The sequence below is a fragment of the Streptomyces tibetensis genome, from assembly GCF_040647715.1.
Lineage (GTDB): Bacteria > Actinomycetota > Actinomycetes > Streptomycetales > Streptomycetaceae > Streptomyces > Streptomyces tibetensis_A.
The window spans coordinates 275,194-298,885 of sequence record NZ_JBEZCR010000004.1; the positions used below are offsets into that span (position 1 = coordinate 275,194).

The window sequence follows — 23,692 nt, forward strand, 5'->3', positions numbered from 1 at the left end:
ACCATAATGGAAAGCCTGACCGACTCCACCTGGAGGTACCGTGGCCGGTTTCCGTTCCCTGAGCTCCGGGCTCCGTGCGCTGCAGCCCGGGGCGTTCGGCGCGGATCCGAGCGGTGAGCGCATGGCGCGCATCCGCAGATCGCCCCATTTCAGGGACGGGGTCTTCCAGAATCCCGGCGGCCCCGCGCGGATCCGGCCCTCGGGTTCGACCCTGGACTTCGCGAAGGTCTTCTTCGACAAGGACACCCGTCCCCGGCGCAGACCGAGGGGCCCCGTGCCGGTGCACGCCACCACGCTCGCCGACATCGCCCGGCCCCCGGCCACGGGGCTGCGGCTGACCTGGATGGGGCACTCCAGCGTGCTCGCGGAGATAGACGGGACACGCGTCCTGTTCGACCCGGTGTGGGGCGAGCGCTGCTCCCCGTACTCCTTCGCGGGCCCCAGGCGGCTGCACCCGGTGCCCCTGCCGCTGGCCGCGCTCGGCCCGGTCGACGTCGTGGTCATCTCGCACGACCACTACGACCACCTGGACATGCCCACCATCAAGGCACTCGCGGGCACGGACACGCTGTTCGCCGTGCCGCTCGGCGTCGGCGCGCACCTGGAGCACTGGGGCGTGTCCGAGAGCCGCCTTCGCGAACTGGACTGGCACGAGTCGACGAAGATCGGCGGCCTCACCCTGACCGCCACTCCCGCCCGGCACTTCTGCGGCCGGGGGCTGCGCAACACCCAGCACACCCTGTGGGCCTCCTGGGTCGTCGCCGGTGAGCGGCACCGGATCTACCACAGCGGCGACACGGGCTACTTCGAGGGCTTCAAGGAGATCGGCGCCGGGCACGGGCCGTTCGACGCCACGATGATCCAGCTCGGCGCGTACTCCGACTTCTGGCCCGACATCCACATGACGCCCGCGGAGGGGCTCCAGGCGCATCTGGACCTCCAGGGAGGCACACCGCACGGCGTGCTGCTGCCGATCCACTGGGGCACCTTCAACCTCGCCACCCATGCCTGGGCGGAGCCGGGGGAGTGGACGAAGGACGCCGCCGAGGAGGCCGGTCAAGCGGTGGCGTTCCCCCGGCCGGGCGAGCCCTTCGAGCCGGCCGGAAAGCTCCCCGGGGAGCCGTGGTGGCAGGCGGTGTCCCAACCCGTCGCCCGCCCGTGGCGCCACACCACGAGGGGGGCCGGCGCGCCGGGCGCCGGGCCCGCAGCGGCGTCCGCACCGGCCGTTGCGGACGGTCTCGACCTCGCGGGCGAGAAGTGATCCGTCGGTGCTGCGCCGCCCGGGAAGCGGGGAGGTCTTTTCAGGGTCACGGAGCGTCTTCCGTGACCGGCGCAAGCCCCGCCGAGCGCAACGCCCTCCTGAGCGGTCCCAGATCGTAGATCCCCGTCAAGTCCGATGATGTGAGCAGGTGCAACCGCGCGGCATGCCGGGCCTGGGCGCGCAGGGTCGGGGCCAGCGGGTCGTTCGTGAACGTGATGCCCTGCCAGGCGGCCTCGAGCACGGATGCGGGAAGCGCCTGCCCCGTCAAGCGCTCGAGGTGGGCACCGGCCGCGGCCCTGGCTTCCTCGGGGTGGGCGGCGATCCAGGTGTTGGCGGCGACGGACGCCCGTACGACCGCGTCGACCACGTCCGGGTGTTTCGCCAGGAATGACGGCGAGACGATGACGTTCGTCGTGACGAACCGGCGACCGGGCCACAGATCCGCCTCGTCCAGCAGCACGCGCGCCCCCTCCGAGACCAGGATCGAGGCGGTCGGCTCGGGAACCCAGGCGCCGTCCAGGGAGCCGGAGCGGAAGGCGTCCACCGTCACCCGGTTGTCGGCGCGGACCAGGGACACGTCGCCCCGGCCGGTCACCGGGTCGATCTTCCATCCCCGGCTCGCCGCCCAGTGCAGGAACGCCACGTCCTGGGTGTTGCCCAGTTGCGGCGTGGCGATCCGTTTGCCCTTCACCTCGTTCAGGGAGCGAATGCGGTCGGGGTTCACCACGAGCCGAACGCCGCCGGAGGCGGAGCCCGCCACGATCCTCAGCGCGTCCCCGTCCGACCGCAGGTATCCGTTGATCGCGGGCGACGGTCCGATCCACGCGATGTCCAGGGAACCGGCGTTGAGGGCCTCGATCACGGCCGGGCCGGCGTTGAAGGTGCGGGGAGCGAGGGCCGTCCCCTTCAGCTCCCGGGCGAAGAAGCCCCGTTCGAGGCCGACGAGCGCCGTGGCATGGGTGAGGTTGGGCAGATAGCCGACGCGCACGGTGCCGACGGAGAGTTCGGGGCCCCGGGCGGGAGCTCCCGCCGCGCCGGCCGTGACCGGCCGGTTCTTTCCGTATCCGCACCCCGCCAGCAGGCTCAGTGCGACGGTCAAGGCCACCGCTGCTGCGACCAGCCGGGTCAGGGGCACTGACGGTAACGGGGCAAGGCGCATGGCGGGGTCCTTGAGGTCGGGTGGGGATCCGGGAGAAAGAGGGGAGGCGGCCGCGGGAACACGAGCCGGAGGGCCGGAACGCGGCGCGCCACTCGTCGGCCCCTGAAGGCCCGGGCGGCTGTGCTCACGGCAGGTGCCTGACCGGTGTCCGGCCACAGATGGGTGAGCAGGAGCATGCTGCCCCGGTCGCCTCAGCGTACTCACCCGCCAGTCGTGCGCTCAAGAGGAACTCCCCGTCAGCACTTGGGACTTGCTTGACGACATCCGCTGCACGGCTGGTCATGTGGTGTTCCTGTTCATGCGTGCGGCCTTGCGAGTTCCCCGATGTGCCTGCACGGAGGCTTCTCGGACATTCGAAGGGCTCGAGCAAGCTGCAGTGTGCACCGTTCTCCGCCGCCCGGAACTTGCCTCTTCCCTTTATTTGCTGCAGCCAAGTGAAAGTAAATTCTATGAGCTGCGCCCGTCCGCGGGGGTGCTGCGGCGACAAGAACCGAGGCCATTGCCCCGTTCGCCCCGTTTTCGTCATAACGAGCGTTTATCTGTGCGGCGTGGCTGGAGGGGGTGTCGGGGGGGAAACGGCTTTGGCTGAAAGGCGCTCTGGACGGATGGGGCAGAAGTTTCTTTGGTTGACATTGATGTCAAGCACTTGCAACGATTTGATCAACATTAGAGTCAAAGTTGTCCGCTGATTGCCAAAAGGCAAGGGTATCGGCGGACAAGTGAGGGGATGGCTGTGCAGCAACAGGTTCCGGATGTCAGCGGCACGCGGGCGGAAAGAGTTGTCGTTGTCTCGCTGATGAAATCCGGCACCCATCTCGTGCAGGAACTCATGCTGGCTCTCGGCTACAAGATTTACGGCCAGTCAAGGATTCCGCAGGAAATCCGGCCGGTCCTGGGTGCCGAGACGCGTGATCGAATCGTACGTATGGTCCACGGTGACCAGGCCGCCGACGCCCTCAAGGGGCAGGGTGAAGAGGCCTTCCGGGCCGGCGCCGACCAGGCGTGGGAGGCGCTCGGCTGGGCCTGGCAGCAGCGTCTGGGAATGCCTCTGGTCAACCGCTACGGCGCTCAGCTCACCCATACCGAAGCCGTCGATCGGGCCTTTCGGCGCACCTCCGACACGCCTTTCTCCTGGACTCCGGAGAACACCTGCTGGATCGTTCCGGAACTGGACATCAAGAAGGTTGACGGGAAATTCATCGAGGAATGGTCCCGAACCGGAGAACCGCGGATCCTCTTCATGTACCGCGATCCCCGCGACATGGTCCTGTCGATGGTGAACTTCTTGCTCGGGAGGACCGCCCAGGGGTTCGGCAACTTCAGCGAATTTCAAATCTTCAACAACATTCTGGCCGCCAAGGGCTCCCTGGAAGAGCGTCTTCTTTACGCCCTGTCGGATCCGGCCTTCCCGGCCAGCGGTGACCATGAGCGGATGCTCTGGCTCCTGAACCACCCCAAGGTCTGCAACATATCGTTCGAGGAGATGGTGGGGCCGCAGGGCGGTGGCTCGGCCGATGCCCAGCTCGACGTGGTACGGCGTGTGATCGAGTTCGTCGGTGCCGACGCGGACCCCGAGAAGACCGCTGACGGGATCTTCCGCAGGGACTCGTTCTCCTTCTTCAAGGGCCAGATCGGCAGCTGGCGGGAGGCGTTCACCCCCCGGGTCGAGCAGCTGGCGCACGAGCGCCTGGCCAAGGCCCTGCAGCTGTACGGCTACCCGGCCTGAGCCCCGCCCCGGGCTGCCGCCCGCGCACCTTGTTCCCTCGCACGCCGAACCAAGGAGCTCCGAAACCGCATGACAAAGGTCACCCGTCGGCCACGTACCCTCGTACTCGTCATGAGACGCGGGCTGAGCACGTCTCCGGACCACGTTCAGACCATGCTCGACCTGGACATACGGACCCACCTCCTCACCGTCGACACGGAGCCCTGGGCGAACGATCCCCGCTTCGCCTCCGTACGCCGGCTCCCCCACGACTCCGACCAGCGTGACTTCGTGAAGGCTGCCGTCGAGACCGCCCGGGAACGCGGCGCCTCCGCCGTCGTCACCTTCATCGAGCCGGACATCGAGATCGTCGAGGAGGCCAACGCGGAGCTCGGCCTCGACTGGGCGATCCCGGAGGCCGCCCGCATCTGCCGCGACAAGCTGCGGCAGCGGACGTTCCTGGCCGAGCACGACATCCCGTCGGTCTGGTTCCACCCTGTCACCGACATCGAGTCGGCCGTCGAGGCAGCCACCGGCCGAGGACTGCCGCTCATGGTCAAGCCGACCCGGGCCGCCGCCAGCGACTGTGTCGAACTCGTCCATGACGTGGACCGGTTGCGGGCCTCCCTCAAGGTGATCCAGGGCTACATCGAGAGCGGCCGCAACTTCTACTTCTCCGGCGCCCCGGAGTCCTGGGCGGTCCTCGAGGAGTACCTGCCGGGTGAGGAGATCACCCTCGACGGCGTCGTACTCGACGGGCAGTTCGTCCTCGGCGGCGTCCACAACAAGAAGCACTCGACCGGCCCGCACTTCGAAGAGGACCTGTACACGCTGCCGTTCAGGACCCCGGAGCACGAGGCCGAGGTCGCCGGCATCGCCGCGCGCATCACCCGTGCACTCGGCGTGAAGCACGGCCTGTTCAACGCCGAGATGCGGCAGGACGCCGAAGGCCGCTACCGGGTCGTCGAGTTCTCGATCCGCGTCTCCGGCGGCCATGTCTACCGGCACATCAAGGACGTCTACGCCATCGACTTCGTGCGCATGTTCCTGCGCGCGGCGTGCGGCGAGAGTGTCGAGGACATCCTCGCCCAGGAGAACCAGAAGCAGCCACCCCGGATGACCGTGTGCGCCAAGGTCGTCTACCGCAACGGACGTGTCGTGCGCAACAGCGTGGGCGAGGCCATGCACTCGCCGTACTTCCGCACCTACTTCCCGGTGGCCAAGCCCGGCACGCACGTCGTCTCCGGCGAGAAGGGCTTCGACTTCACCGGCCTGCTGTCCGTGTGGCACCCCTGGCAGCCCGGCCAGGACCCGGCCGTCGTCCACGACGTGGCCCGCGCCCTCGCGGAGAAGCTCGACGTGGAAGTCGTCGATGCCGACGACACGCAAGGGCAGAAGACGCCGTGACGGCGTCGGCTCACCACAGACGCCGCCGGGCCGTCGTCGGCGCGATGCTGCCGGTGGCCCTCCTCACCGCCTCCTGCGGCGACACCGCCACCGAGAAGACCGCGGCACCCCTGGTCAAGAACGTCACACTGGTGAAGTCCGGGAAGATCGTGGTGTGCACCAACGTGCCCTACGAGCCGTTCTCCTTCTCCCGCAACGGCGAGGTCGTCGGCTTCGACATCGCGCTCATGGACAAGGTGGCCCGACGGCTCGGGGTGAAGCAGGAGATCGTCGACATCGACTTCGACCCGATCCGCAGCGGCGCGGCGCTCAACTCCGGCAGGTGCGACGTCGCCGCGGCCGGCATCACCATTACTGAGGAGCGCAAGAAGAACGTCGCCTTCTCGGACTCGTACTTCGACGAGGCACTCAGCCTGATGAGCCCCAAGGGCAAGCCGGTGAGCACGCTCGACGAGGCCAAGGCCGGCAAACTGCGCGTCGGCGTGCTGACCGGCACCACGAGTATGAAGGCCGCGGTGGACAAGGGCATCGAGCCGCAGGAGTACAAGGACTCCGGCAAGCAGCTCACCGCCCTGCGCTCGGGGAGCGTCGACGTCATCGTGCAGGACCTCCCCGTGGTCACCAGCTGGCTCAAGAAGCCCGAACTGGCCGGTCAGTTCACCACCGGACAGCCCATCAGCACCGGAGCGCACTACGGCTTCGTGGTGAAGAAGAAGGGCAGTGAGCACTTGCTCAAGGTGATCAACGAGGTGATCGCCGACGCGAAGCAGGACGGAAGCTACGCCCGGCTCCACCAGAAGTGGCTCGGTGTCCCACCCGAGCAGAGCGCGACTTCCTGAGGGAGCCATGGCCAAGACGTCCGCAGCTCCCTTGCCCCTCGACCCCGCTCCCTCACCCTCCGCGACAGCCGGTTCCAGCCCGCGCCGCCGCAGACGCGTCAGCCTGACCGTGCAGTACGCCCTGTTCGTGATCGTCGTCGTCGTGGTGGGACTCCAGGTCGACTGGGCCGCCGTCCAGGAGCACTTCCTCGACCTGGGCGTCGCCCGCGAGACCTTCCCCGACCTGCTCACGGTGGCGCTGCGCAACACCGTCCTCTACACGCTCTCCGGCTACGTCCTCGGCTTCCTGCTCGGGCTCGTGCTGGCCCTGATGCGCCTGTCGTCCGTACCGCTGCACCGCTGGACCGCCCTGCTCTACATCGAGATCTTCCGGGGACTGCCGGCGCTGGTGATCTTCCTGATCATCGGCTTCGGTATCCCCGTCGCCTTCCCCGGATTCGCACTGCCCGGGGACATCTACGGGCAGGTGGCGCTGGCACTGGGCCTGGTCTCGGCGGCGTACATGGCCGAGACCTTCCGGGCCGGCATCCAGGCCGTGCCCAAGGGGCAGATGGAGAGCGCCCGTTGCCTGGGCATGTCGCACAGCCGGGCCATGTTCTCGATCGTGGTGCCGCAGGCCCTGCGCATCGTCGTGCCGCCACTGACCAATGAACTCGTCCTGCTCTTCAAGGACTCCTCCTTGGCGTTCGTCCTCGGGGTCACGGCAACCACCACCGAACTCGCCAAGTTCGGCTCCGACGTGGCGGCCGACCAGGCCGACTCCACCCCGCTCGTGGTGGCCGGCCTCGGCTACCTCCTCATCACCGTCCCGCTCGGGATCCTTGTGCGTCGGCTGGAGAGCCGCCGCGCCGAAAGGGGCTGACGCATGGCCACGGCTCAACCAGCCGTCGAAGTGGTCGGACTGCACAAGTCGTACGGAGGGCTCGACGTCATCAGGGGAGTCGACCTGCGCGTCGCGCCGGGCGAGGTCGTGTGCGTCATCGGCCCCTCCGGGTCGGGCAAGTCCACGCTGCTGCGCTGCGTGAACATGCTCGAGGAGCCCACATCGGGAGTCGTCACGGTCGACGGGGTCCGCTTGAACCACCCCGACACCGACCTGGACGCGGCCCGGCGGCGCATGGGGATGGTCTTCCAGATGTTCCATCTCTTCCCGCACCTGACGGTGCTGGGAAACGTGACCATCGCCCAGCGGCGCGTCCTGAAGAGGGACCGGGCCGAGTCGGAACGCCTCGGGCGTGAGTGCCTGGCCCGCGTCGGCGTCGCGGAGAAGGCCGACGCCTACCCGGCGCAGTTGTCGGGCGGGCAGCAGCAGCGCGTGGCCATCGCCCGGGCGCTGGCGATGAACCCGAGCGTGATGCTCTTCGACGAGCCGACCTCCGCCCTGGATCCCGAGCTCGTCGGCGAGGTACTCGCCGTCATGCGCGACCTCGGACAGGACGGCATGACGATGCTCGTCGTCACTCACGAGATGGCTTTCGCCCGGGACGTGGCCGACCGTGTCGTCTTCATGGACGCCGGGGTGATCGTCGAGGAGGGCCCGCCGTCACAGGTCATCGACGATCCCCGCCACGAACGCACGCGCACCTTCCTCCAACGAGTTCTCGGACCGCAGGGCCTTGCGGAACCGGGGCCGGGCTCGACCAGCACGGGGAGAACACATGAGTTCCACTGACACACACGACACGGGTGAGGCGCATCAGGACGACCACGCCTTCGCGCGCTCCTGCGCGCAGGAAGCGGGTGCGCGGCTGCGGGAGATCAGAGCAGCGGCCGGCCCGGACACCGACCCGCGCGAGCTCAAGGCCGCCGGGGACCGTGGTGCCCAGTCCGTCCTCGCCGACCTGCTCAAGCGGCACCGGCCGTACGACGCGATCCTGTCGGAGGAGGCGGCCGACGACCGCAGCCGTCTGCACGCGCGCCGGGTCTGGATCATCGATCCGCTCGACGGCACCCGGGAGTTCGCCGAGCCTCGCCGCGAGGACTGGGCCGTGCACGTGGCCCTGTGGGAGGAAGGCCGGTTGAGGGCGGGAGCCGTCGCGCTCCCCGCACGCGGCACCGTGCTGTGCACCGACGATCCGGTGCCGCCCAGGGCGGCCGTCCGGCGGCGTCCGAGGATGCTGGTCAGCCGCACCCGGCCGCCTGAGTTCGTCACACGTCTGGCCGAGGAACTGGGCGCAGACCTCGTACCCCAGGGGTCGGCAGGCGCGAAGACGGCCTCCGTCGTGCTCGGCGAGGCGGATCTCTACGTGCACGCCGGCGGCCAGTACGAGTGGGACTCGGCGGCACCCGCGGCGGTCGCCGCCCACTACGGCTGCACCGTACTCAGGCTCGACGGCAGCGTGCCCCGCTACAACCGGGCGGATCCGATGCTGCCCGACCTGGCCGTCTGTGCACCGGAGCTGCACGAGCCGTTCCGGGCGGCGTTCGCCCGGGTCTGCCCCGACTGGCCGGTCGCCGAGGAGGGCGCGGGCGTATGACGGCCGTCCTGCACCAGGGTTGTACGGTCTGGCTGACCGGACTGCCGAGCTCCGGCAAGACCACCATCGCCGCCGCGCTCGCCGAACGGCTACGCGGCGACGGACACCGCGTCGAGGTGCTCGACGGTGACGTGATCCGCTCGTTCCTCTCCGCCGGCCTCGGCTTCAGCCGCGAGGACCGCTACACGAACGTGCAGCGCATCGGGCTGGTCGCCGAGATCCTCGCCCGGAACCGGATCATCGCCCTGGTCCCCGTGATCGCCCCGTACCGGGACAGCCGTGAGGCCGTGCGCAAGCGCCACGAACAGAGCGGGACGCCGTTTCTGGAGGTCCACGTCGCCACACCCGTGGAGGTGTGCGCGAAGCGTGACGTGAAGGGGCTCTACGCCAGGCAGGCCGCGGGCGAACTGACCGGTCTGACAGGGGTGGACGACCCCTACGAGGTGCCCGAGTCCCCGGACCTGCGCATCGAGACCCAGAACCAGACCGTGCAGGAGTCCGCCGTGATGCTCCACGCATTGCTGATCGTGAGGGGGTTGTTGTGACGCGGGCGACCGCAGCGCACTCGCACATGCCGGTGTCGCGGATCTGGAGCCACCTGGACGCGCTGGAGTCGGAGGCGGTGCACATCATCCGTGAGGTGGCGGGCGAGCTGGAGAACCCGGTGCTGCTGTTCTCCGGCGGCAAGGACTCCATCGTCATGCTGCACCTGGCGCTGAAGGCGTTCGCCCCCGCGCCGGTCCCGTTCCCGCTGCTGCACGTGGACACCGGGCACAACTTCCCGGAGGTGATCGCCTACCGGGACCGGACGGTGGCCCGGTACGGCCTGCGGCTGCTCGTGGCCGACGTGCAGGGCTACATCGACCGCGGAGTCCTGCGCGAACGACCCGACGGGACCCGGAACCCGCTCCAGACCCTCCCGCTGACCGAGGCGATCCGGCAGCACCGCTTCGACGCGGTGTTCGGCGGCGCACGCAGGGACGAGGAGAAGGCGCGGGCCAAGGAGCGCGTGTTCTCCCTGCGGGACGAGTTCTCGCAGTGGGATCCGCGCCGTCAGCGCCCCGAGCTGTGGCAGCTCTACAACGGCCGCCACGCTCCCGGCGAGCACGTACGGGTCTTCCCGCTGTCCAACTGGACCGAACTCGATGTCTGGCAGTACGTCCAGCGCGAACGGATCGGGCTGCCGGAGATCTACTTCGCCCACGAACGGGAGGTGTTCCGGCGCTCCTCGATGTGGCTGACAGCGGGGGAGTGGGGCGGACCCACCGTGTCGGAACCGGTGGAGAAGCGCCTGGTCCGCTACCGGACGGTCGGGGACATGTCCTGCACCGGCGCGGTGGACTCGGACGCCAGGACCGTCGAGCAGGTCATCACGGAGATCGTCGCGACCCGGCTGACCGAACGGGGCGCCACGCGCGCCGACGACAAGCTCTCCGAAGCGGCGATGGAAGACCGCAAGCGCGAAGGGTACTTCTAGCCATGGGGACGACCATCGAGCAGACGGCCGAAGGGCCGGCGGGCACCACCACTCTGCTGCGCTTCGCCACCGCGGGCTCCGTCGACGACGGCAAGTCCACGCTGGTCGGACGGCTTCTGTACGACTCCAAGAGCGTGCTGGCCGACCAGCTGGAGGCCCTCGAGCAGGCATCACGCAACCGCGGCCGGGACACCCCGGACCTCGCACTGCTGACCGACGGTCTGCGCGCCGAGCGCGAGCAGGGCATCACCATCGACGTGGCGTACCGCTACTTCGCCACCAAGCGGCGCCGGTTCATCCTGGCCGACTCCCCGGGCCACGAGCAGTACACCAGGAACATGGTCACCGGCACCTCCACCGCCGACCTGGCCGTCGTCCTCGTCGATGCCCGCAAGGGAGTGGTGGAGCAGACCCGCCGCCATGTCGCCATCGCCGCTCTGCTGCGGGTCCCGCACGTGGTGCTCGCGGTGAACAAGATGGACCTCGCCGGATACGACGAGGCGGTGTTCGCCCGGATCGCCGCGCAACTGACCGCCTACGCGACCGAACTGGGCGTTCCGGAGATCACCGCGATCCCGATCTCCGCCCTGGCCGGGGACAACGTCGTCGAGCCGTCCGCGAACATGGACTGGTACGGCGGCCCCACCGTCCTGGAACACCTGGAGAGCGTCCCGGTGAGCCGCGACCTGTCCGGCGACCACGCGCGCTTTCCGGTGCAGTACGTGATCCGGCCGCAGACCGCCGAGCACCCCGACTACCGCGGATACGCGGGCCAGATCGCCGCCGGCAGCTTCCACGTCGGAGAGTCCGTCACCCTGCTGCCCTCCGGCCAGGTGACGACCATCGCGGCGATCGACGCCCTGGGCGTCCCCGTCCCGAGCGCCTCGGCGCCGGAGTCCGTGACCGTCCTGCTGGCCGACGCCCTGGACGTCGCCCGTGGAGACCTGGTCGTGCCGACCGCGGCCGCCCCCGAACTCACACGGCGTATCGAGGCGACGGTCTGCCACCTCCATGAGCGGCCCCTCGTCGTGGGGGCTCACGTACTGCTCAAGCACACCACGCGCACGGTCAAGGCGATCGTCAAGGACCTCCCCTACCGGATGGACACCGGACACGGCCTGGCACGCCGCCCCCGGCCGGAGTCCCTGACCGTCAACGACATCGCGAAGGTCGTGTTGCACACCTCCGAGCCGCTCGCCATGGACGGATACGCGCACTCGCGCCGCACCGGGTCCTTCCTGCTGATCGACCCGGCGGACGGGGCCACCCTGGGCGCGGGCATGGCGGGGGCCGCGTTCACGGACGGCCGCGGGGGCGGCCTGTGAACCGGCCGGTGTACGACAGCCCGCGTACGGCCGAGCCCGTCGCGACCGCCGGCATGCCGCAGGCCCCGCGGCCGGCCCCGGTGCGCACCGTCGCCGCCCGGCCCGCGCTGGAACTGCGGGGGGTGTCCAAGTCCTTCGGCCGCCCAGGCGGCGATCAGCTCGTACTCGACGACATCGGCCTGGCCGTCGCCCCCGGCGAGTTCGTGTGTCTCCTCGGTGCCTCCGGCTGCGGCAAGTCCACCCTGCTCGCCCTGGCGGCGGGGATCGACGAGCCCAGCGCGGGGGAGGTCTCGGCGGTGGGCCCGCGCCCCGCGCTGATGTTCCAGGAACACGCCCTGTTCCCGTGGCTGACCGCCGGGAAGAACATCGAACTGGCCCTCAGGCTCAGGGGAGTTCCCCGGCGTGAGCGACGCCCCGAGGCAGAACGCCTGCTCGGGCTCGTCCGCCTGAGCGGCGCGTACGGCAAACGGGTGCACGAGCTGTCGGGCGGCATGCGCCAGCGCGTCGCACTCGCCCGGGCCCTGGCCCAGGCGTCACAAGTCCTGTTGATGGACGAGCCGTTCGCGGCGCTGGACGCGATCACCCGCGACCTGCTGCACGAGGAGCTGATCCGGGTCTGGCAGGAGTGGAACCAGCCCGGCACCGACGCCCGCAGTCTGTCGGTGCTCTTCGTGACCCACAATGTCCGGGAGGCGGTGCGGCTCGGTGGCCGCGTGGTGCTGCTGGCCTCCCGGCCGGGCCGGATCGCCCGCGAGTGGCGCATCGACCTGACGTACCCCAGGCGTCTGGAGGACGAGGCAGTGGCGGAGAAATCGAAGGAAATCACCGAAGAGTTACGCAAGGAAATCAGCCGTCATGCCAGGAGCTGACACCAGACGGTCCCGGAGGACGGCGGACCCCCGGGCCGTCCTGCCGAACACCCCGCGGGTCGGCACCGACCTGGACGGGCTGAGCACCGGGCTGGACGCTCTGCAGAGCACCCAGCACAAGGGCGGCGCCAGGCTGGGCAGGGTGCTTCTCATGCGCGTGGCACCTCCCGTGGTGGCCTGCGCCCTGATCCTGACGGTCTGGGAACTGGTCCACCTTTCGGGAGTCAAGCCGGACTACGTCCTTCCCGGTCCCCGCGCGGTGTGGGACGCCCTGGTGGAGCAGTGGTACCTGGGCACCACGCTGGGCGTGATCGGCCAGAGTGTCTCGCGCGGAGCCCTCGGCTTCCTGGCGGCGATCGTCATCGGCACGCCGCTCGGGCTGTTCGTGTGGCGTGTGCGGCCCGTCAGGACCGCGGTCGGGCCGATCCTGACCGGGCTGCAGTCCCTGCCCTCGGTGGCCTGGGTCCCGGCCGCGGTCATCTGGTTCGGCCTGACGGAGACGGCCATCTACGCGGTCGTGCTGCTGGGCGCCGTACCGTCCGTCGCCAACGGGCTGGTCGCGGGCATGGATCAGGTGCCGCCGCTGTTCGTGCGCGCCGGGCGGTCGCTGGGCGCACGGGGTGCGCGGGGAGTGCGTCACATCCTGCTGCCCGCCGCCCTGCCCGGTTACCTCGCAGGGCTGAAACAGGGCTGGGCTTTCTCCTGGCGGTCCCTGATGGCCGCCGAACTCATCGCGGGATCACCGGAGATGGGGTACGGACTGGGTCAGATGCTGGAGAACGGGCGCGTGGCGCAGGACATGCCTCTGGTCCTCGCGACGATTCTGCTGATCCTGTGCGTCGGCATCAGTGTCGAACTCCTTGTCTTCGCACCATTGGAGCGGTACGTGCTGCGTACCCGTGGGCTGCTGGAGCGTGCGCCGTGAACGATCAGAACGTCTTCGAGAGCGAGGGCATCACCGCCGGAGACCTGCGCGGCCTGCGTTATTTCCTCGCCGTGGCCGACGAGTTGAGTTTCGGCCGGGCCGCCGTGCGACTGCACATGACGCAACCGGGACTCTCCCAGGGCATCAAGGCGCTGGAGCGCCGGCTCGGCATGCCACTGTTCGAGCGCGACCGGCAGGGCGTCGCCCTGACGGCGGCGGGCCGGGTGCTGGAGCCGAAGGCCCGCCAACTTCTCTCCCACGCGGAGGAGTTCGACCGCTTCGCCAGTGTGCTGGCAGGCCGTCACAACGGGAAGCTGACCCTCTCCTACTCCCGCTCGGGCGGCATCGGGCTGGCATCCGAACTGACCAGCCGGTTCCGTGAGCAGTACCCCCACATGACGGTCGAGACCGCGACGGGCCACACCCACTCGAACGTCGAGAGGATACGCATGCGCGCCATCGACGCCGGCTTCATACGGCCGCCGATCGACGGTGACGACCTCCAGTGCTCCGTCATCGCCCACGACCGTGTGGTTGTTGCCCTCCCGACCGGCCACTGGCTGGCCGACCGGCCGGGCGTCTCGCCGGCGGACCTCGCCGGCGAACCGCTGGTGTTCTTCCCGCGGGAACGCAGCGGCCTGTGGGAGTCCATCCTCGGCGCGGTGTACGGCCAGGGCGCCGTCCCGGAGATCAGTCGGCTGGAACCCGACGAGGCCCACATGCTGGCGGCCGTGGCACAGGGGGCGGGCATCACCCTCGTCACCGAGCCGTCGGCGGCGCTGCTGGCGGTGCCCGGCGTGGTGTTCAAGCCCTTCACCGTGCCGGTCGCCGTGCCCATGGCGCTGGCCTGGCGGAAGGACAACGCCAACGCCGCCCTGCACACCTTCGTGTCGTTCGTTCACGGGGCGATCGGACCGGCCGTGCCCCCTTCCTCGCCCGCTTCCGACGCCGTCGCCGGCGGGCGGGCACGACGCGGACGGCCGTCGGACGGCGCGAGGATCCCGCGCACGCTGGCTAAACGGGAGCTGCGTCCGTCCGGTGCCCGGGGGTGAGCGGTGTGCGGATCTCCTGCGTGCAGCACTTGACGCCGCCACCGGCCTTCAGCAGTTCGGACAGGTCCACGCCGATGGGGCGGAATCCGTGCGCGCGCAGCTGCTCGATCAGCCCGGTCGCCGCCTGTGCGAGGACCACGTTGTACCCGTCGCTGACGGCGTTGAGGCCGAAGACCGCCGCGTCGGCTTCGGAGGCGATCAGCGCGTCGGGGAACAGCTCGCGCAGCACCGCGAGACTGCCGGGTGAGAACGCGGACGGGTTGTACATGATCTGGTCGTCGTCGAGCACGGCGAGAGCGGTGTCGAGGTGGTAGTAGCGCGGATCGGTCAGCGTGAGGCTCACCACCGGACGCCGGAAGAACTCCTGAGCCTTGAGATGGCCCGCCGGGTCGGAGCGGAAGCCGCAGCCGGCCAGCAGCCAGCGGCCGGTGACGAGGTAGTCGCCCTCGCCCTCGTTCACGTGGTCGGACTCGCGCACCTCGAAGCAGCCGTTGGCGCGGAACCAGTCCGCGTACGCGGGCGCCTCGGCGGCGCGCTCCGCGTTGCGGAAACGGGCGGCCAGGACACGGCCGTCCACGACAGTGGCCCCGTTCGCCGCGAAGACCATGTCCGGCAGCCCGGGCAGGGGGTCGATCAACTCGACGGTGTGTCCCAGCGCGACGTACAGGTCACGCAGGTCCTCCCACTGCGCGACGGCCAGTCGTTGGTCGACCGGTTTGCTCAGGTCCATCCACGGATTGATCGAGTAGGTGACGTCGAAATGGGTCGGCGGACACATGAGGTATCGCCGCCTGCGGAACACACGAGAGTGCTCATCGAGCATCAGGGCTGCCTCCGGAGGGCTTTCGGAATTCCGGTACGGAGCAATGTGCACCTTTCGCATTCGGAGTGCACTTAACCAGTGGCGCATGAAAGACGAGGGCCTGTCCAATCCCTTCTCCTAATCAGCTCATAACGCGGCTCTATCGCGCGACCAGGGGGTCTGGGATGTTTTCAGGAACCGCTTGACAGGGCGCTCCACGCGCTGCGAAGGTCACAAGGAAATGTTCATATGGCATGGGAGGGATGGGGTGTGGGAAAAGCAACAGTCCTGACGAACGGTGAAGTCGTGTCAGTTTCCGATGCACGCATCGAGGCGGCTCTGGATGCCGGGGATCCGGATATCGGAACCCTGTGGGAACTGTGCATGCTCTTCGAGTTCGACCGTGAGGAGACTGCCGACGGAATAGCCGAGTGGCTGGGCCCGGCGGAGGGCCTCCGCATTCTCGACTGCGCCTGCGGAAGCGGTTTTCCCGCCCTGGAACTGATCCGCCGCGGCTATGACGTGACCTGCACCGACGGCAGCGAACTGATGCTGACGCACTTCCGGCGCAACGCCCGTGTCGAGGGCCTCGACGTCCGGCCCGAACTCGTGCTGTGGGAGGACCTCCCGCGCCGGCACGCCGAGGGCTTCGACGTGGTGATGAACCGCGGTGGGGGCAACTACATCTACGCCGGCGCCTGGGACGACGAAGGGCTGGCCGACCAGGCCACGATGGCGGAGGCCATCGGCCAGTGGGTGGCCTGCGTGCGTCCCGGCGGGCGCTTCTACGTCGACATCACGCGTGCGGAGGACCTGGAGCGGCGCGAGGACCAGTCGGTCGTCCACCCCACCCTGCGGATCGGGCAGCACACCGTCGACATCGCCGAAACCATCTCGATCGACCGGTCCACGGGTATCCGCACCTGGTCGAGCAGACTGACGGTGGACGGTGTCCACACGGAGTTCCAGCGACGGTCCCGCTACCTGCGCCACGACCAGCTCATCGAGATCCTCAAGGGCTGCGGCCTCACCGACGTGCGCAAGACGCCCGTCGCCGGTGAGTACTACGACATCTACACCGGAGTACGTGCCTGACATGAAGTTCCGGTCTCTGCACCCCAACCTCCGCGTCCGCATCGTCGTGGGATCCGTGCAGCGCTTCCTCCACGTCATGGTCATGCCCCTGATGACCGTGTTCCTGGCCCAGCGGTTCGGTGTTGCGGCGGCGGGTGCGATGGTCCTGGTCATCGCCGTGTGCGAGGTGTCGGGATCGCTGATCGGTGGTTACCTGGCCGACATCCACGGCCGCCGCCCGCTGCTGCTGGCGGGTGAGGCGGGTGTCGTCGTCGCGTACGTGACGATGGCAGCCGCCGCGATGCCCTGGTGGGAGAACGCCGGCGTCATCTACGCCGGCTTCCTCGCCGCGAGCCTCGCCTCCAACCTCGCGGTGCCGGCGAACGACGCCATGGTCGTCGACGTCAGCACCCCCGAGTCACGGCAGTTCGTCTACACGATCAACTACTGGTCGATCAACCTCGCCCTCGCCTGCGGTGTCCTCATCGGGGGCTTCCTGTACGGGGACTACTTCCCCCAGATGCTCGCGGCCGTCGCCGCCGGATCGCTCGCCGTGCTCCTGGTCACCTTCTTCAAGATCAGCGAGACGGCTCCCGACGACACGGTCGCGCAGAAGTCCGAATCGGCGCGCGCCTACGTCCGCAGCTTCGCCTCCGGATACCGCGCGGTCCTGGCCGACCGGCTCTTCTCGGCGCTTCTCATCGCGGCCACCCTCCGGATGGCCATCGAAGTACAGATCAACTACTACATCAACGTACGGGTCAGCGAGACCTTCGCGGAACAGCGGCTGTTCAGCCTCGGATCCTGGGACGCGACCGTCAACGGCGTCGAGATCCTGGGCATCCTGCGCGCCGAGAACACGCTCCTGGTGGTCCTGCTCGCCCTGGTCGTCCACCGCGTGCTGCGCCGGATGAGCGACGGTCCGCGGCTGTACGCCGGCGTGATCCTGTTCACCGCCGGCTACATGGTGATGGCCGTGTCGGGCAACGGCTGGGTCCTGCTCGTGGCCATGCTGGTCCTCACCGTCGGTGAGCTGCTCAACGTGCCCGTGCAGCAGACCATGCTGGCCGACCTGGTCCCCGAGCAGTCGCGCACCAAGTACATGGCGATCTTCAACCTCAACGTCCGTCTGGCCCTGCTCATCGCCTCGCTGTGCATGACCCTCGGAGCGGTCGTCTCGCGCTGGGGTGTCGCGGCGCTGTACGGCGTCTTCGGAGTCGTGATCATCCTCAAGTACCGCACCGTCCTGGTCGCACGCGCCCGGGAGCGGGCCGCGATCGACGGGGAGGGCTCCGAACTCGTGGGGCGTCCGGCACAAGACTGAAAGGGAAACACATGGATTCGTCGCGGACGGACAGCCCCGTTGTCGACGTACTGGGCGTGGGGTTCGGCCCGGCCAACCTGGCACTGGCGATCGCGGTCACCGAGCACAACGAGACCAGCGGCACAGTCCCGCTCACCGCGGAGTTCCTCGAACGCAAACCCGCGTTCGACTGGCACGGCGGCATGCTCATCGAGGGCGCCACCATGCAGGTGGCCTTCCTCAAGGACCTCGCGACGATGCGCAATCCGGTCAGCCGCTTCGGCTTCGTCCCGTATCTGCACGCCCGGGGCCGGCTCGTCGACTTCATCAACCACAAGGTCCTGTACCCCTCCCGCGTGGAGTTCCACGACTACCTCTCCTGGTGTGCGGGGCAATTGGACCACCTGGTCCGCTACGGCCACGAGATGGTCTCCGCCCGGCCGGTCACCGAGGACGGGGTCGTCACCCACTTCGAGGTCATCGCCCGCGACGCGGGCACGGGCGATCCGACCGTCAGGAAGGCCCGCAACCTGGTGCTCGCCCCGGGCCTGATCCCTCGTATGCCCAGCGGGCTCGAGGTCTCCGCACACGTACGGCACAGCTCGACCACGCTGCGCGACCTCGCGCGGCTGGACGCGTCGGGGCGCACACCACGCCGGTTCGTCGTCCTGGGCGCCGGGCAGAGTGCCGCCGAGGTCGCCGACCACCTGCACCGCGCCTATCCGGCCGCCGAAGTGCACGCGGTCTTCTCCCGGTTCGGCTACAGCCAGGCCGACGACAGCCCCTTCGCCAACCGGATCTTCGATCCCTCGGCCGTCGACGACTTCCACGGCGCGCCGCCGCAGGTGAAGGGCTCGCTCCTCGGCTACCACGCCAACACCAACTACTCCGTCGTGGACGTCGACCTCATCGAGGAGATGTACCGCCGGATCTACCAGGACAAGATCGTCGGAGTCGAGCGCCTGCGCCTGCACAACGTCTCGGTGATGCGCGACGTCCAGGAGTCCGACGACTCGGTGAAGCTGACGATCAATCACCTGCCCACGGGCCGCACCACCGACCTGGAGGCCGATCTGCTGGTGTGCGCCACCGGCTATCGGGCGGCCGACCCGCTGGACCTGCTCGGTCCCGCCGGGGACCTGCTGCGCCGCGATGCGGAGGGCAGGCTGCTCGTCGAGCGTGAGTACCGGGTCGCCACCGTGGCCGACACCGAGGCGGGCGTGTACCTCTGCGGAGCCACCGAGCACTCCCACGGCATCACCTCCTCACTGCTGTCCAACGCCGCCGTACGGGCCGGCGAGGTCCTCGACTCCGTGCTGGAACGCGCAGGACGCGCGGTGAACCCGGCCGTCGCGCGGCAGGACGCCGCCCCGGTCAGGGCTTACTGACGCCCGACCAGGACCGATGGACGCCCCACAAGCACGTGCTGACAGAACGAGAGGCACATGATCAGGACGTTCCGTATCCACGAAGAGAACGCGGCCCAGGAGTTCGGCATGGCCTGCCAGCGTCTGGTGCCCTGGGCCGGACAGGGCGAGGAGCCGCCCTTCGGCGCCATGGCCTGCTTCCTCCCCGCAGGAGACAGCTCCGCGCCCGACTGCCACGACCAGGACGAGGTGATGATCACCTTGGGCGGCCGCGGCACGGTCGACGTCGGTGAGGAGAGCGCCGCCATCGGCGCGGGCACGGTGCTGGTCATTCCCCGCAACCAGGCCCACGTCGTGCACAACTCCGGTGACACCGGCCTCAGCTGGGTCTCCTTCTACTGGCCCCTGCACGAGCCGAAGAACCCGCAGAATCCCGAGAACTCGCACAACTCCGAGAACCCGAAGAACGGGGACGAGGCATGAGCGCGTCCGCCTTCACCTGGATCACCGCGACTCCGCCGACGCCCAACGGTGAACTGCACGTGGGCCACCTGGCGGGCCCCTACCTCGGCGCGGACGTGCTGCGCCGCTTCACCCTCGCCGAGCGCGAGCGCGTCCTGATGACCAGTGGACTCGACGACCACCAGAGCTACGTCGCCGTGCGCGGGGAACTCGACGGGCTCACCGGCGAGGAGGTCGCCGACCTCAACGGCGAGCGGATCACCCGAGGGTGGGAACTCGCCGGAGCAGACTTCGACCGGCTGGTCGCGCCGCGCCGCGACCCGGGATACGCCGAGTTCGTGCAGGCCTTCTTCCAGAAGCTGTACGACAACGGAGTGCTGGTACCCCGCACTCGGCCGCTCCCCTACTGCGTGCCCTGTGACCGCTGGCTCTACGAGGCGTACGTCACCGGAGGATGCCCGCACTGCGGCAGCAGCTCCAACGGCAACGCCTGCGAGCCGTGCGGCCGTCCCAACGACTGCGGCGACCTCGTCGATCCGCACTGCGTCGTGTGCGGCGCGGCGGCCGAGCTGCGTCCGCAGACCCGCCTCTACCTGCCGCTGGCGCCCTTCGCCGACCGGCTCGCCCGCTTCTGGCGGGACACGCCGATGCCGCCGCACCTGCGCGCGCTGTGCGAGCGGATGCTCGGGGACGGCATGCCGGAGATCGCGGTCAGTCACCCCTCCGGCTGGGGTGTCCCGGTGACCGTGCCCGGCTTCGAGGACCAGCGGACCTTCGTGTGGTTCGAGATGGCGCCCGGGTACCTCCTTCAGTGCGATCCCGACTCCGCCCGGCCCTCCGTCGGTCCCGTCCAGTTCTTCGGCTTCGACAACGGCTACTTCCACGCGGTCCTCTTCCCGGCGCTCTTCATGGCCTGGGACCCGGAGATGCCGCTGGCCAGGGCGTTCGTCGTCAACGAGTTCTACCGGCTGGAGGGAAAGAAGTTCTCCACGAGCCGCCGGCACGCGGTGTGGGCGTTGGAGGCGTTGAAGGAGGGCGGCGCCGACGCCCTGCGTTTCCACGTGCTGCGCGACCGGCCCAACGGCCGCCAGACCAACTTCAGCCGCAGCGACCTGGTCAGGGCTCGCCGGCATCTCGACTCCGTGTGGAACGACTGGCTGAAGCGCCTGGTGGAGGCCGTACGCGTGGAGACGGGCGGCGTCGCCCCGGCCCAGCGACCGGCGGGAGCCGACGGCTGGGAGCTGCTCGAGGCGCGCCTCGTCCGCCTCTGCGACGAGCTGCGCGAGGCGTACTCGGTCGAGGGTTTCGACACCCGCCGCGCGGTCGCTCTCCTCGATGAAGTCGTGTGCTGCGGGGCCGACTTCGGACATGTCCACCGCCACGAGCGGGAACGCCCGGCGGGCCGCGACGCGTACCGGGCCGCCCTCAGCGGTGAACTCGCCGTGGCGTCGGCGCTGGCCGCCTGGGCGGCCCCGATCGTTCCCATGGGCGCCGCCCGGCTGAGCGAGGCCCTGGGGTGGGACCCGGGGCGGCGCGTGGACGCGGCGGCACTGACCCCGCCCCCGGCTGGGACGGTGCTCGCGCTGCCGGACGGCCCGATCTTCGGGAGCTGACGGCCGATGCGAGGACGGGATGCGCGCCGGCACCCCCGGGTGGCCGTGGTGGGGCCCTTCAGCGGGCCACGCGCCGCCTGGGGCGAGCTCCTGAGCAGCGCGGTCGACGCGGTGCGCCGGGCCCCGGTCGCATGGGAGTTCTTCGACGATCAGGGAGACGCGGAGCAGGGCCGGGTCAGGGCGGACGAGATCGTCACCGACGGCGGGTTCGCCGCGGTCGTCGGCCACTTCAACAGCCTCGGCGCCGGCCACGCCCTGCCGGTCTACCGGGAGCACCGGCTGCCGGTGCTGCTGCCGCTCGCCACGGCACCCGGGCTGCTCGACGGGTCCGGTGGCCTCGCGCTGAGGTTGTGCTCCGACGACGCCGGGCAGGCCGCGGCCGTGGTGGCTGCCTGCCGCGAGCAGGGGCACGAGCGCCTGGAGGTGGTGCACGACGGGAGCGGCTACGGGCTGCGTCTCGCCGGACTGCTGCGGGAGGCCGCCGAGCCGGAGCTGTCGGTGGGTGTGCACTCCAGCTGGAGCGCGGCCTCGGGAACGGCGGTCGCGCTCTGTGGTGTCCACCACGGGGCGGCCTCGCTGCTGCGAAGCCGTACGCCACGGGAGCGGGGACGGTGGATCGTAGCGACCGACGACTGCGACATCCCCGAGTTCGCCGAGCTCGCGGGGGCCGCCGTCGAGGGCGTGCGGGTCGCCCGGCTCGCCGGAGGGCCCGCGGCACGGGTCGTGGCGGCCTGCGCGGCGTTGGCGGGGGCTCTCGGCAAGCATCCGGAGCGTCGTGGCGAGCGGCTGGTGGAGACCGTGCGGGGCGAACTGGCCTGTGCACTGGACGCACGAGGCGAGCCGGTGGACAGCTCACCCGGCGCCGGCTGGGAGGTGGTGCCCGTCGCCGTCCCTCCCACGACTCGGGGTTCCTACGACGTCGCAGTCGTGGGAGCGGGCGTGGTCGGCAGGGCGACGGCGGCCGAACTCGCCGAGCGTGGAAGGTCGGTGGCGCTGCTGGACGGCGGAGGAGACGCCGCGAGCACGGTGTCCGGGGCACTGGTGCGGGCGTTCGAGGCCGACCCCGCCGAGCGGGCCCGGGCGATCAGATCCTTCCAGCTCTTGTGGGGCCGCGAAGAGCGGGCGGCCGCCCATGGTTTCCGCAGGACCGGCGCGCTGGTCCTGTTCGGTCCGGGGGGCAGGGCCGCCGCGGTCGAAGGAGTCGCCGACCTGGTCGCCGGGGGCCTCGCCGCCGAGGTCCTGGACATCGACGACGTGACCCGCCGCTGGCCGCTGATCGACGGCGGAGGTCTCGAGGGCGCGGTGTGGGAGCCGGGCGGCGGGTACGCGGTGGCGGCCGTGGCGCTGGCGGCGATGGCGGACCGGGCCCGCCGTGCCGGGGCGCACATCGTGCACGGCACCGCGGTACGGACGCTGGCCGACGACTCCGGTTCCGCAGTCGTCGTGGACGGTCACCTGCGCGTGGCGGCGGCGGTACTGGCAGCGGGCTGCGGCACACCGCAACTGCTCGGTGAGCACTGGCCGGCCGGGCACACCGCCCGCACCAAGCGAATCCAGTACGCGATCTTCGAGCGACCGTCCGGCATGCGCGGCGACCCGTTTCCCGCGCTGGTCGACCTGACCACCGGGATGTGGGCGCGGCCCGACGGACTGGACGCGGTGCTGGCCGGATTCCCGGTCGAGGAGTGGAACGTGCCGCCCGCCGCCGACACCGGCCTGACGTCAGCTCAGATCGACGCCCTCAGGGAACGGGCAGGTCCGCGGCTGCCGTTCCTGACCGGGGCGAAGGCGCTCACCAGCGTGCGCGGCCGCGATCTGTACGTCAGTCCGGCACCTCTGCTGGGATCCGTGCCCGGCCTTCCGCGCACCGTGGTGGCGGCGGGCTGGTCGGGCTCCGGGTTCAAGGCGGCCCCGGCGGCGGCCGAGACGGCGGCCGAGCTGGCCGACCGCGCCTGCCGCGCTCAAGGCCGCAACGGCAGCGGCAGCCATGGCCAGGCCGATACGGTGAGTGACGAAGAGGGGAAGGTCGGGAAGAGGGCGGAGGGCTCGGAGGCGCTTCCGGCGAGCTGACCCGGGGGGTCCGGCGGACCGGCGGCGAGGGCCGGGGAGCGAGAGGCTCCCCGGCCCTCGCCGCCTCTGCGTGACCGCTTCTGACCAGGTCGGATCGATCCCTTGATGTTCATGGTCGGATGCGGCGAGGTGCTATCGGTCTGTCGTACGAGACCTCATACCAGAGCGGGACGCTCACCGTATGAGTTTGTCAACTGCCCACCGCACATGATGCGCTGGCGACTACTGTCAGTGGCCGTCGGGAAACAGGACGGATCACAGAGCGGGGGGTCGGCAGGTGCAGGCGCAGGGCGGACGAGGGAGTCGACGCGACGGGGATCCCCGCTGCCCGCGCGCCACCGACGCCGGCCCGGGCGCGGCCGGCGACCCGGGTGCGCGGGCCGGTGACCCGGGTGCGTCGGGCCCGGGTGCCCGGGCCGGTGACGCGACCGCCGCCGTCGGTGGCGCGGGTTCGGCCGCCGTCGGCGCGCGTGGCGCCGGGGCCCATGGTCCGGGCCGGCACGCG

General features: G+C 70.0%; 21 protein-coding genes. 19 read left to right on the top strand and 2 right to left on the bottom strand.

What is annotated here, in order from left to right; translation table 11 throughout:
• Positions 1–40 precede the first annotated feature (40 nt).
• Positions 41–1,261: an MBL fold metallo-hydrolase gene (locus tag AB0B29_RS12875; protein WP_362237838.1), complete on the top strand. Its 1,221-nt coding sequence runs from the start codon at positions 41–43 to the stop codon at positions 1,259–1,261.
• A 46-nt stretch (positions 1,262–1,307) separates the two neighbouring features.
• Here AB0B29_RS12875 and AB0B29_RS12880 read toward each other — a convergent pair whose 3' ends face one another.
• The gene (locus AB0B29_RS12880; protein ID WP_362237842.1) at positions 1,308–2,420 is read right to left on the bottom strand and encodes an ABC transporter substrate-binding protein; all 1,113 of its coding nucleotides are present in this window, start codon (positions 2,418–2,420) and stop codon (positions 1,308–1,310) included.
• A gap of 727 nt (positions 2,421–3,147) precedes the next feature.
• On the opposite strand from AB0B29_RS12880, the gene AB0B29_RS12885 reads away from it, so the two are divergent.
• From AB0B29_RS12885 to AB0B29_RS12940, 12 genes are all read left to right on the top strand, one after another.
• On the top strand, positions 3,148–4,146 hold the full coding sequence (locus tag AB0B29_RS12885; protein ID WP_362237845.1) for a hypothetical protein: 999 nt from the start codon (positions 3,148–3,150) through the stop codon (positions 4,144–4,146).
• A gap of 153 nt (positions 4,147–4,299) precedes the next feature.
• Entirely contained in the window at positions 4,300–5,532 is a 1,233-nt protein-coding gene (locus AB0B29_RS12890; protein WP_362237848.1) for an ATP-grasp domain-containing protein, read from the top strand.
• Positions 5,529–6,371, top strand: a complete 843-nt coding sequence (locus tag AB0B29_RS12895; RefSeq protein WP_362237851.1) for an ABC transporter substrate-binding protein — start codon at positions 5,529–5,531, stop codon at positions 6,369–6,371. Before AB0B29_RS12890 ends, AB0B29_RS12895 begins: the two co-directional genes overlap by 4 nt.
• A gap of 7 nt (positions 6,372–6,378) precedes the next feature.
• Positions 6,379–7,233, top strand: a complete 855-nt coding sequence (locus tag AB0B29_RS12900) for an amino acid ABC transporter permease (RefSeq protein WP_362237853.1) — start codon at positions 6,379–6,381, stop codon at positions 7,231–7,233.
• Between the two features lie 3 nt (positions 7,234–7,236).
• Positions 7,237–8,043, top strand: coding sequence for an amino acid ABC transporter ATP-binding protein (locus tag AB0B29_RS12905; RefSeq protein WP_362237856.1), 807 nt, complete (start codon positions 7,237–7,239; stop codon positions 8,041–8,043).
• Positions 8,030–8,848, top strand: a complete 819-nt coding sequence (locus AB0B29_RS12910) for a 3'(2'),5'-bisphosphate nucleotidase CysQ (RefSeq protein ID WP_362237858.1) — start codon at positions 8,030–8,032, stop codon at positions 8,846–8,848. Before AB0B29_RS12905 ends, AB0B29_RS12910 begins: the two co-directional genes overlap by 14 nt.
• Positions 8,845–9,393 (top strand): adenylyl-sulfate kinase, encoded by a 549-nt coding sequence (gene cysC, locus AB0B29_RS12915; protein ID WP_362237861.1) that lies wholly within the window; start codon positions 8,845–8,847, stop codon positions 9,391–9,393. The genes AB0B29_RS12910 and cysC overlap by 4 nt, the downstream gene beginning before the upstream one ends.
• A 26-nt stretch (positions 9,394–9,419) precedes the next feature.
• The gene (gene cysD, locus AB0B29_RS12920) at positions 9,420–10,325 is read left to right on the top strand and encodes a sulfate adenylyltransferase subunit CysD (protein WP_362238687.1); all 906 of its coding nucleotides are present in this window, start codon (positions 9,420–9,422) and stop codon (positions 10,323–10,325) included.
• A gap of 2 nt (positions 10,326–10,327) precedes the next feature.
• On the top strand, positions 10,328–11,650 hold the full coding sequence (locus AB0B29_RS12925; protein ID WP_362237864.1) for a sulfate adenylyltransferase subunit 1: 1,323 nt from the start codon (positions 10,328–10,330) through the stop codon (positions 11,648–11,650).
• A 53-nt stretch (positions 11,651–11,703) separates the two neighbouring features.
• Positions 11,704–12,519: an ABC transporter ATP-binding protein gene (locus AB0B29_RS12930; RefSeq protein WP_362238690.1), complete on the top strand. Its 816-nt coding sequence runs from the start codon at positions 11,704–11,706 to the stop codon at positions 12,517–12,519.
• Complete coding sequence (locus tag AB0B29_RS12935; RefSeq protein ID WP_362237867.1) at positions 12,506–13,444, top strand: ABC transporter permease; 939 nt, start codon at positions 12,506–12,508, stop codon at positions 13,442–13,444. Before AB0B29_RS12930 ends, AB0B29_RS12935 begins: the two co-directional genes overlap by 14 nt.
• Positions 13,441–14,496, top strand: coding sequence for a LysR family transcriptional regulator (locus AB0B29_RS12940; RefSeq protein WP_362237869.1), 1,056 nt, complete (start codon positions 13,441–13,443; stop codon positions 14,494–14,496). The genes AB0B29_RS12935 and AB0B29_RS12940 overlap by 4 nt, the downstream gene beginning before the upstream one ends.
• Here the strand turns inward: AB0B29_RS12940 and ddaH are convergent.
• On the bottom strand, positions 14,459–15,319 hold the full coding sequence (ddaH, locus tag AB0B29_RS12945) for a dimethylargininase (protein WP_362237871.1): 861 nt from the start codon (positions 15,317–15,319) through the stop codon (positions 14,459–14,461). The two genes, AB0B29_RS12940 and ddaH, sit on opposite strands and share 38 nt — an antisense overlap.
• Before the next feature lie 285 nt (positions 15,320–15,604).
• On the opposite strand from ddaH, the gene AB0B29_RS12950 reads away from it, so the two are divergent.
• From AB0B29_RS12950 to AB0B29_RS12975, 6 genes are read left to right on the top strand one after another with little or no spacing between them, the layout of a single operon-like run.
• Entirely contained in the window at positions 15,605–16,393 is a 789-nt protein-coding gene (locus tag AB0B29_RS12950) for a class I SAM-dependent methyltransferase (protein WP_362237874.1), read from the top strand.
• Position 16,394: 1 nt separating this feature from the next.
• Complete coding sequence (locus AB0B29_RS12955) at positions 16,395–17,696, top strand: MFS transporter (protein WP_362237877.1); 1,302 nt, start codon at positions 16,395–16,397, stop codon at positions 17,694–17,696.
• An 11-nt stretch (positions 17,697–17,707) separates the two neighbouring features.
• Complete coding sequence (locus tag AB0B29_RS12960; RefSeq protein ID WP_362237880.1) at positions 17,708–19,063, top strand: lysine N(6)-hydroxylase/L-ornithine N(5)-oxygenase family protein; 1,356 nt, start codon at positions 17,708–17,710, stop codon at positions 19,061–19,063.
• A gap of 57 nt (positions 19,064–19,120) precedes the next feature.
• Positions 19,121–19,525, top strand: a complete 405-nt coding sequence (locus tag AB0B29_RS12965; protein ID WP_362237882.1) for a cupin domain-containing protein — start codon at positions 19,121–19,123, stop codon at positions 19,523–19,525.
• Positions 19,522–21,117: a class I tRNA ligase family protein gene (locus AB0B29_RS12970; protein WP_362237885.1), complete on the top strand. Its 1,596-nt coding sequence runs from the start codon at positions 19,522–19,524 to the stop codon at positions 21,115–21,117. The genes AB0B29_RS12965 and AB0B29_RS12970 overlap by 4 nt, the downstream gene beginning before the upstream one ends.
• Before the next feature lie 6 nt (positions 21,118–21,123).
• Complete coding sequence (locus AB0B29_RS12975) at positions 21,124–23,187, top strand: FAD-dependent oxidoreductase (protein WP_362237887.1); 2,064 nt, start codon at positions 21,124–21,126, stop codon at positions 23,185–23,187.
• Positions 23,188–23,692 lie beyond the last annotated feature (505 nt).

Coding starts and splice junctions, on each gene's coding strand:
- AB0B29_RS12935 (WP_362237867.1), top strand. CDS start 12,506: ATGCCAGGAGCTGACACCAGACGGTCCCGGAGGACGGCGGACCCCCGG.
- AB0B29_RS12880 (WP_362237842.1), bottom strand. CDS start 2,420: ATGCGCCTTGCCCCGTTACCGTCAGTGCCCCTGACCCGGCTGGTCGCA.
- AB0B29_RS12955 (WP_362237877.1), top strand. CDS start 16,395: ATGAAGTTCCGGTCTCTGCACCCCAACCTCCGCGTCCGCATCGTCGTG.
- ddaH (WP_362237871.1), bottom strand. CDS start 15,319: ATGCTCGATGAGCACTCTCGTGTGTTCCGCAGGCGGCGATACCTCATG.
- AB0B29_RS12975 (WP_362237887.1), top strand. CDS start 21,124: ATGCGAGGACGGGATGCGCGCCGGCACCCCCGGGTGGCCGTGGTGGGG.
- AB0B29_RS12905 (WP_362237856.1), top strand. CDS start 7,237: ATGGCCACGGCTCAACCAGCCGTCGAAGTGGTCGGACTGCACAAGTCG.
- AB0B29_RS12965 (WP_362237882.1), top strand. CDS start 19,121: ATGATCAGGACGTTCCGTATCCACGAAGAGAACGCGGCCCAGGAGTTC.
- AB0B29_RS12900 (WP_362237853.1), top strand. CDS start 6,379: ATGGCCAAGACGTCCGCAGCTCCCTTGCCCCTCGACCCCGCTCCCTCA.
- AB0B29_RS12885 (WP_362237845.1), top strand. CDS start 3,148: ATGGCTGTGCAGCAACAGGTTCCGGATGTCAGCGGCACGCGGGCGGAA.
- AB0B29_RS12930 (WP_362238690.1), top strand. CDS start 11,704: ATGCCGCAGGCCCCGCGGCCGGCCCCGGTGCGCACCGTCGCCGCCCGG.
- AB0B29_RS12970 (WP_362237885.1), top strand. CDS start 19,522: ATGAGCGCGTCCGCCTTCACCTGGATCACCGCGACTCCGCCGACGCCC.
- AB0B29_RS12890 (WP_362237848.1), top strand. CDS start 4,300: ATGCTCGACCTGGACATACGGACCCACCTCCTCACCGTCGACACGGAG.
- AB0B29_RS12925 (WP_362237864.1), top strand. CDS start 10,328: ATGGGGACGACCATCGAGCAGACGGCCGAAGGGCCGGCGGGCACCACC.
- AB0B29_RS12910 (WP_362237858.1), top strand. CDS start 8,030: ATGAGTTCCACTGACACACACGACACGGGTGAGGCGCATCAGGACGAC.
- AB0B29_RS12960 (WP_362237880.1), top strand. CDS start 17,708: ATGGATTCGTCGCGGACGGACAGCCCCGTTGTCGACGTACTGGGCGTG.
- cysC (WP_362237861.1), top strand. CDS start 8,845: ATGACGGCCGTCCTGCACCAGGGTTGTACGGTCTGGCTGACCGGACTG.
- cysD (WP_362238687.1), top strand. CDS start 9,420: ATGCCGGTGTCGCGGATCTGGAGCCACCTGGACGCGCTGGAGTCGGAG.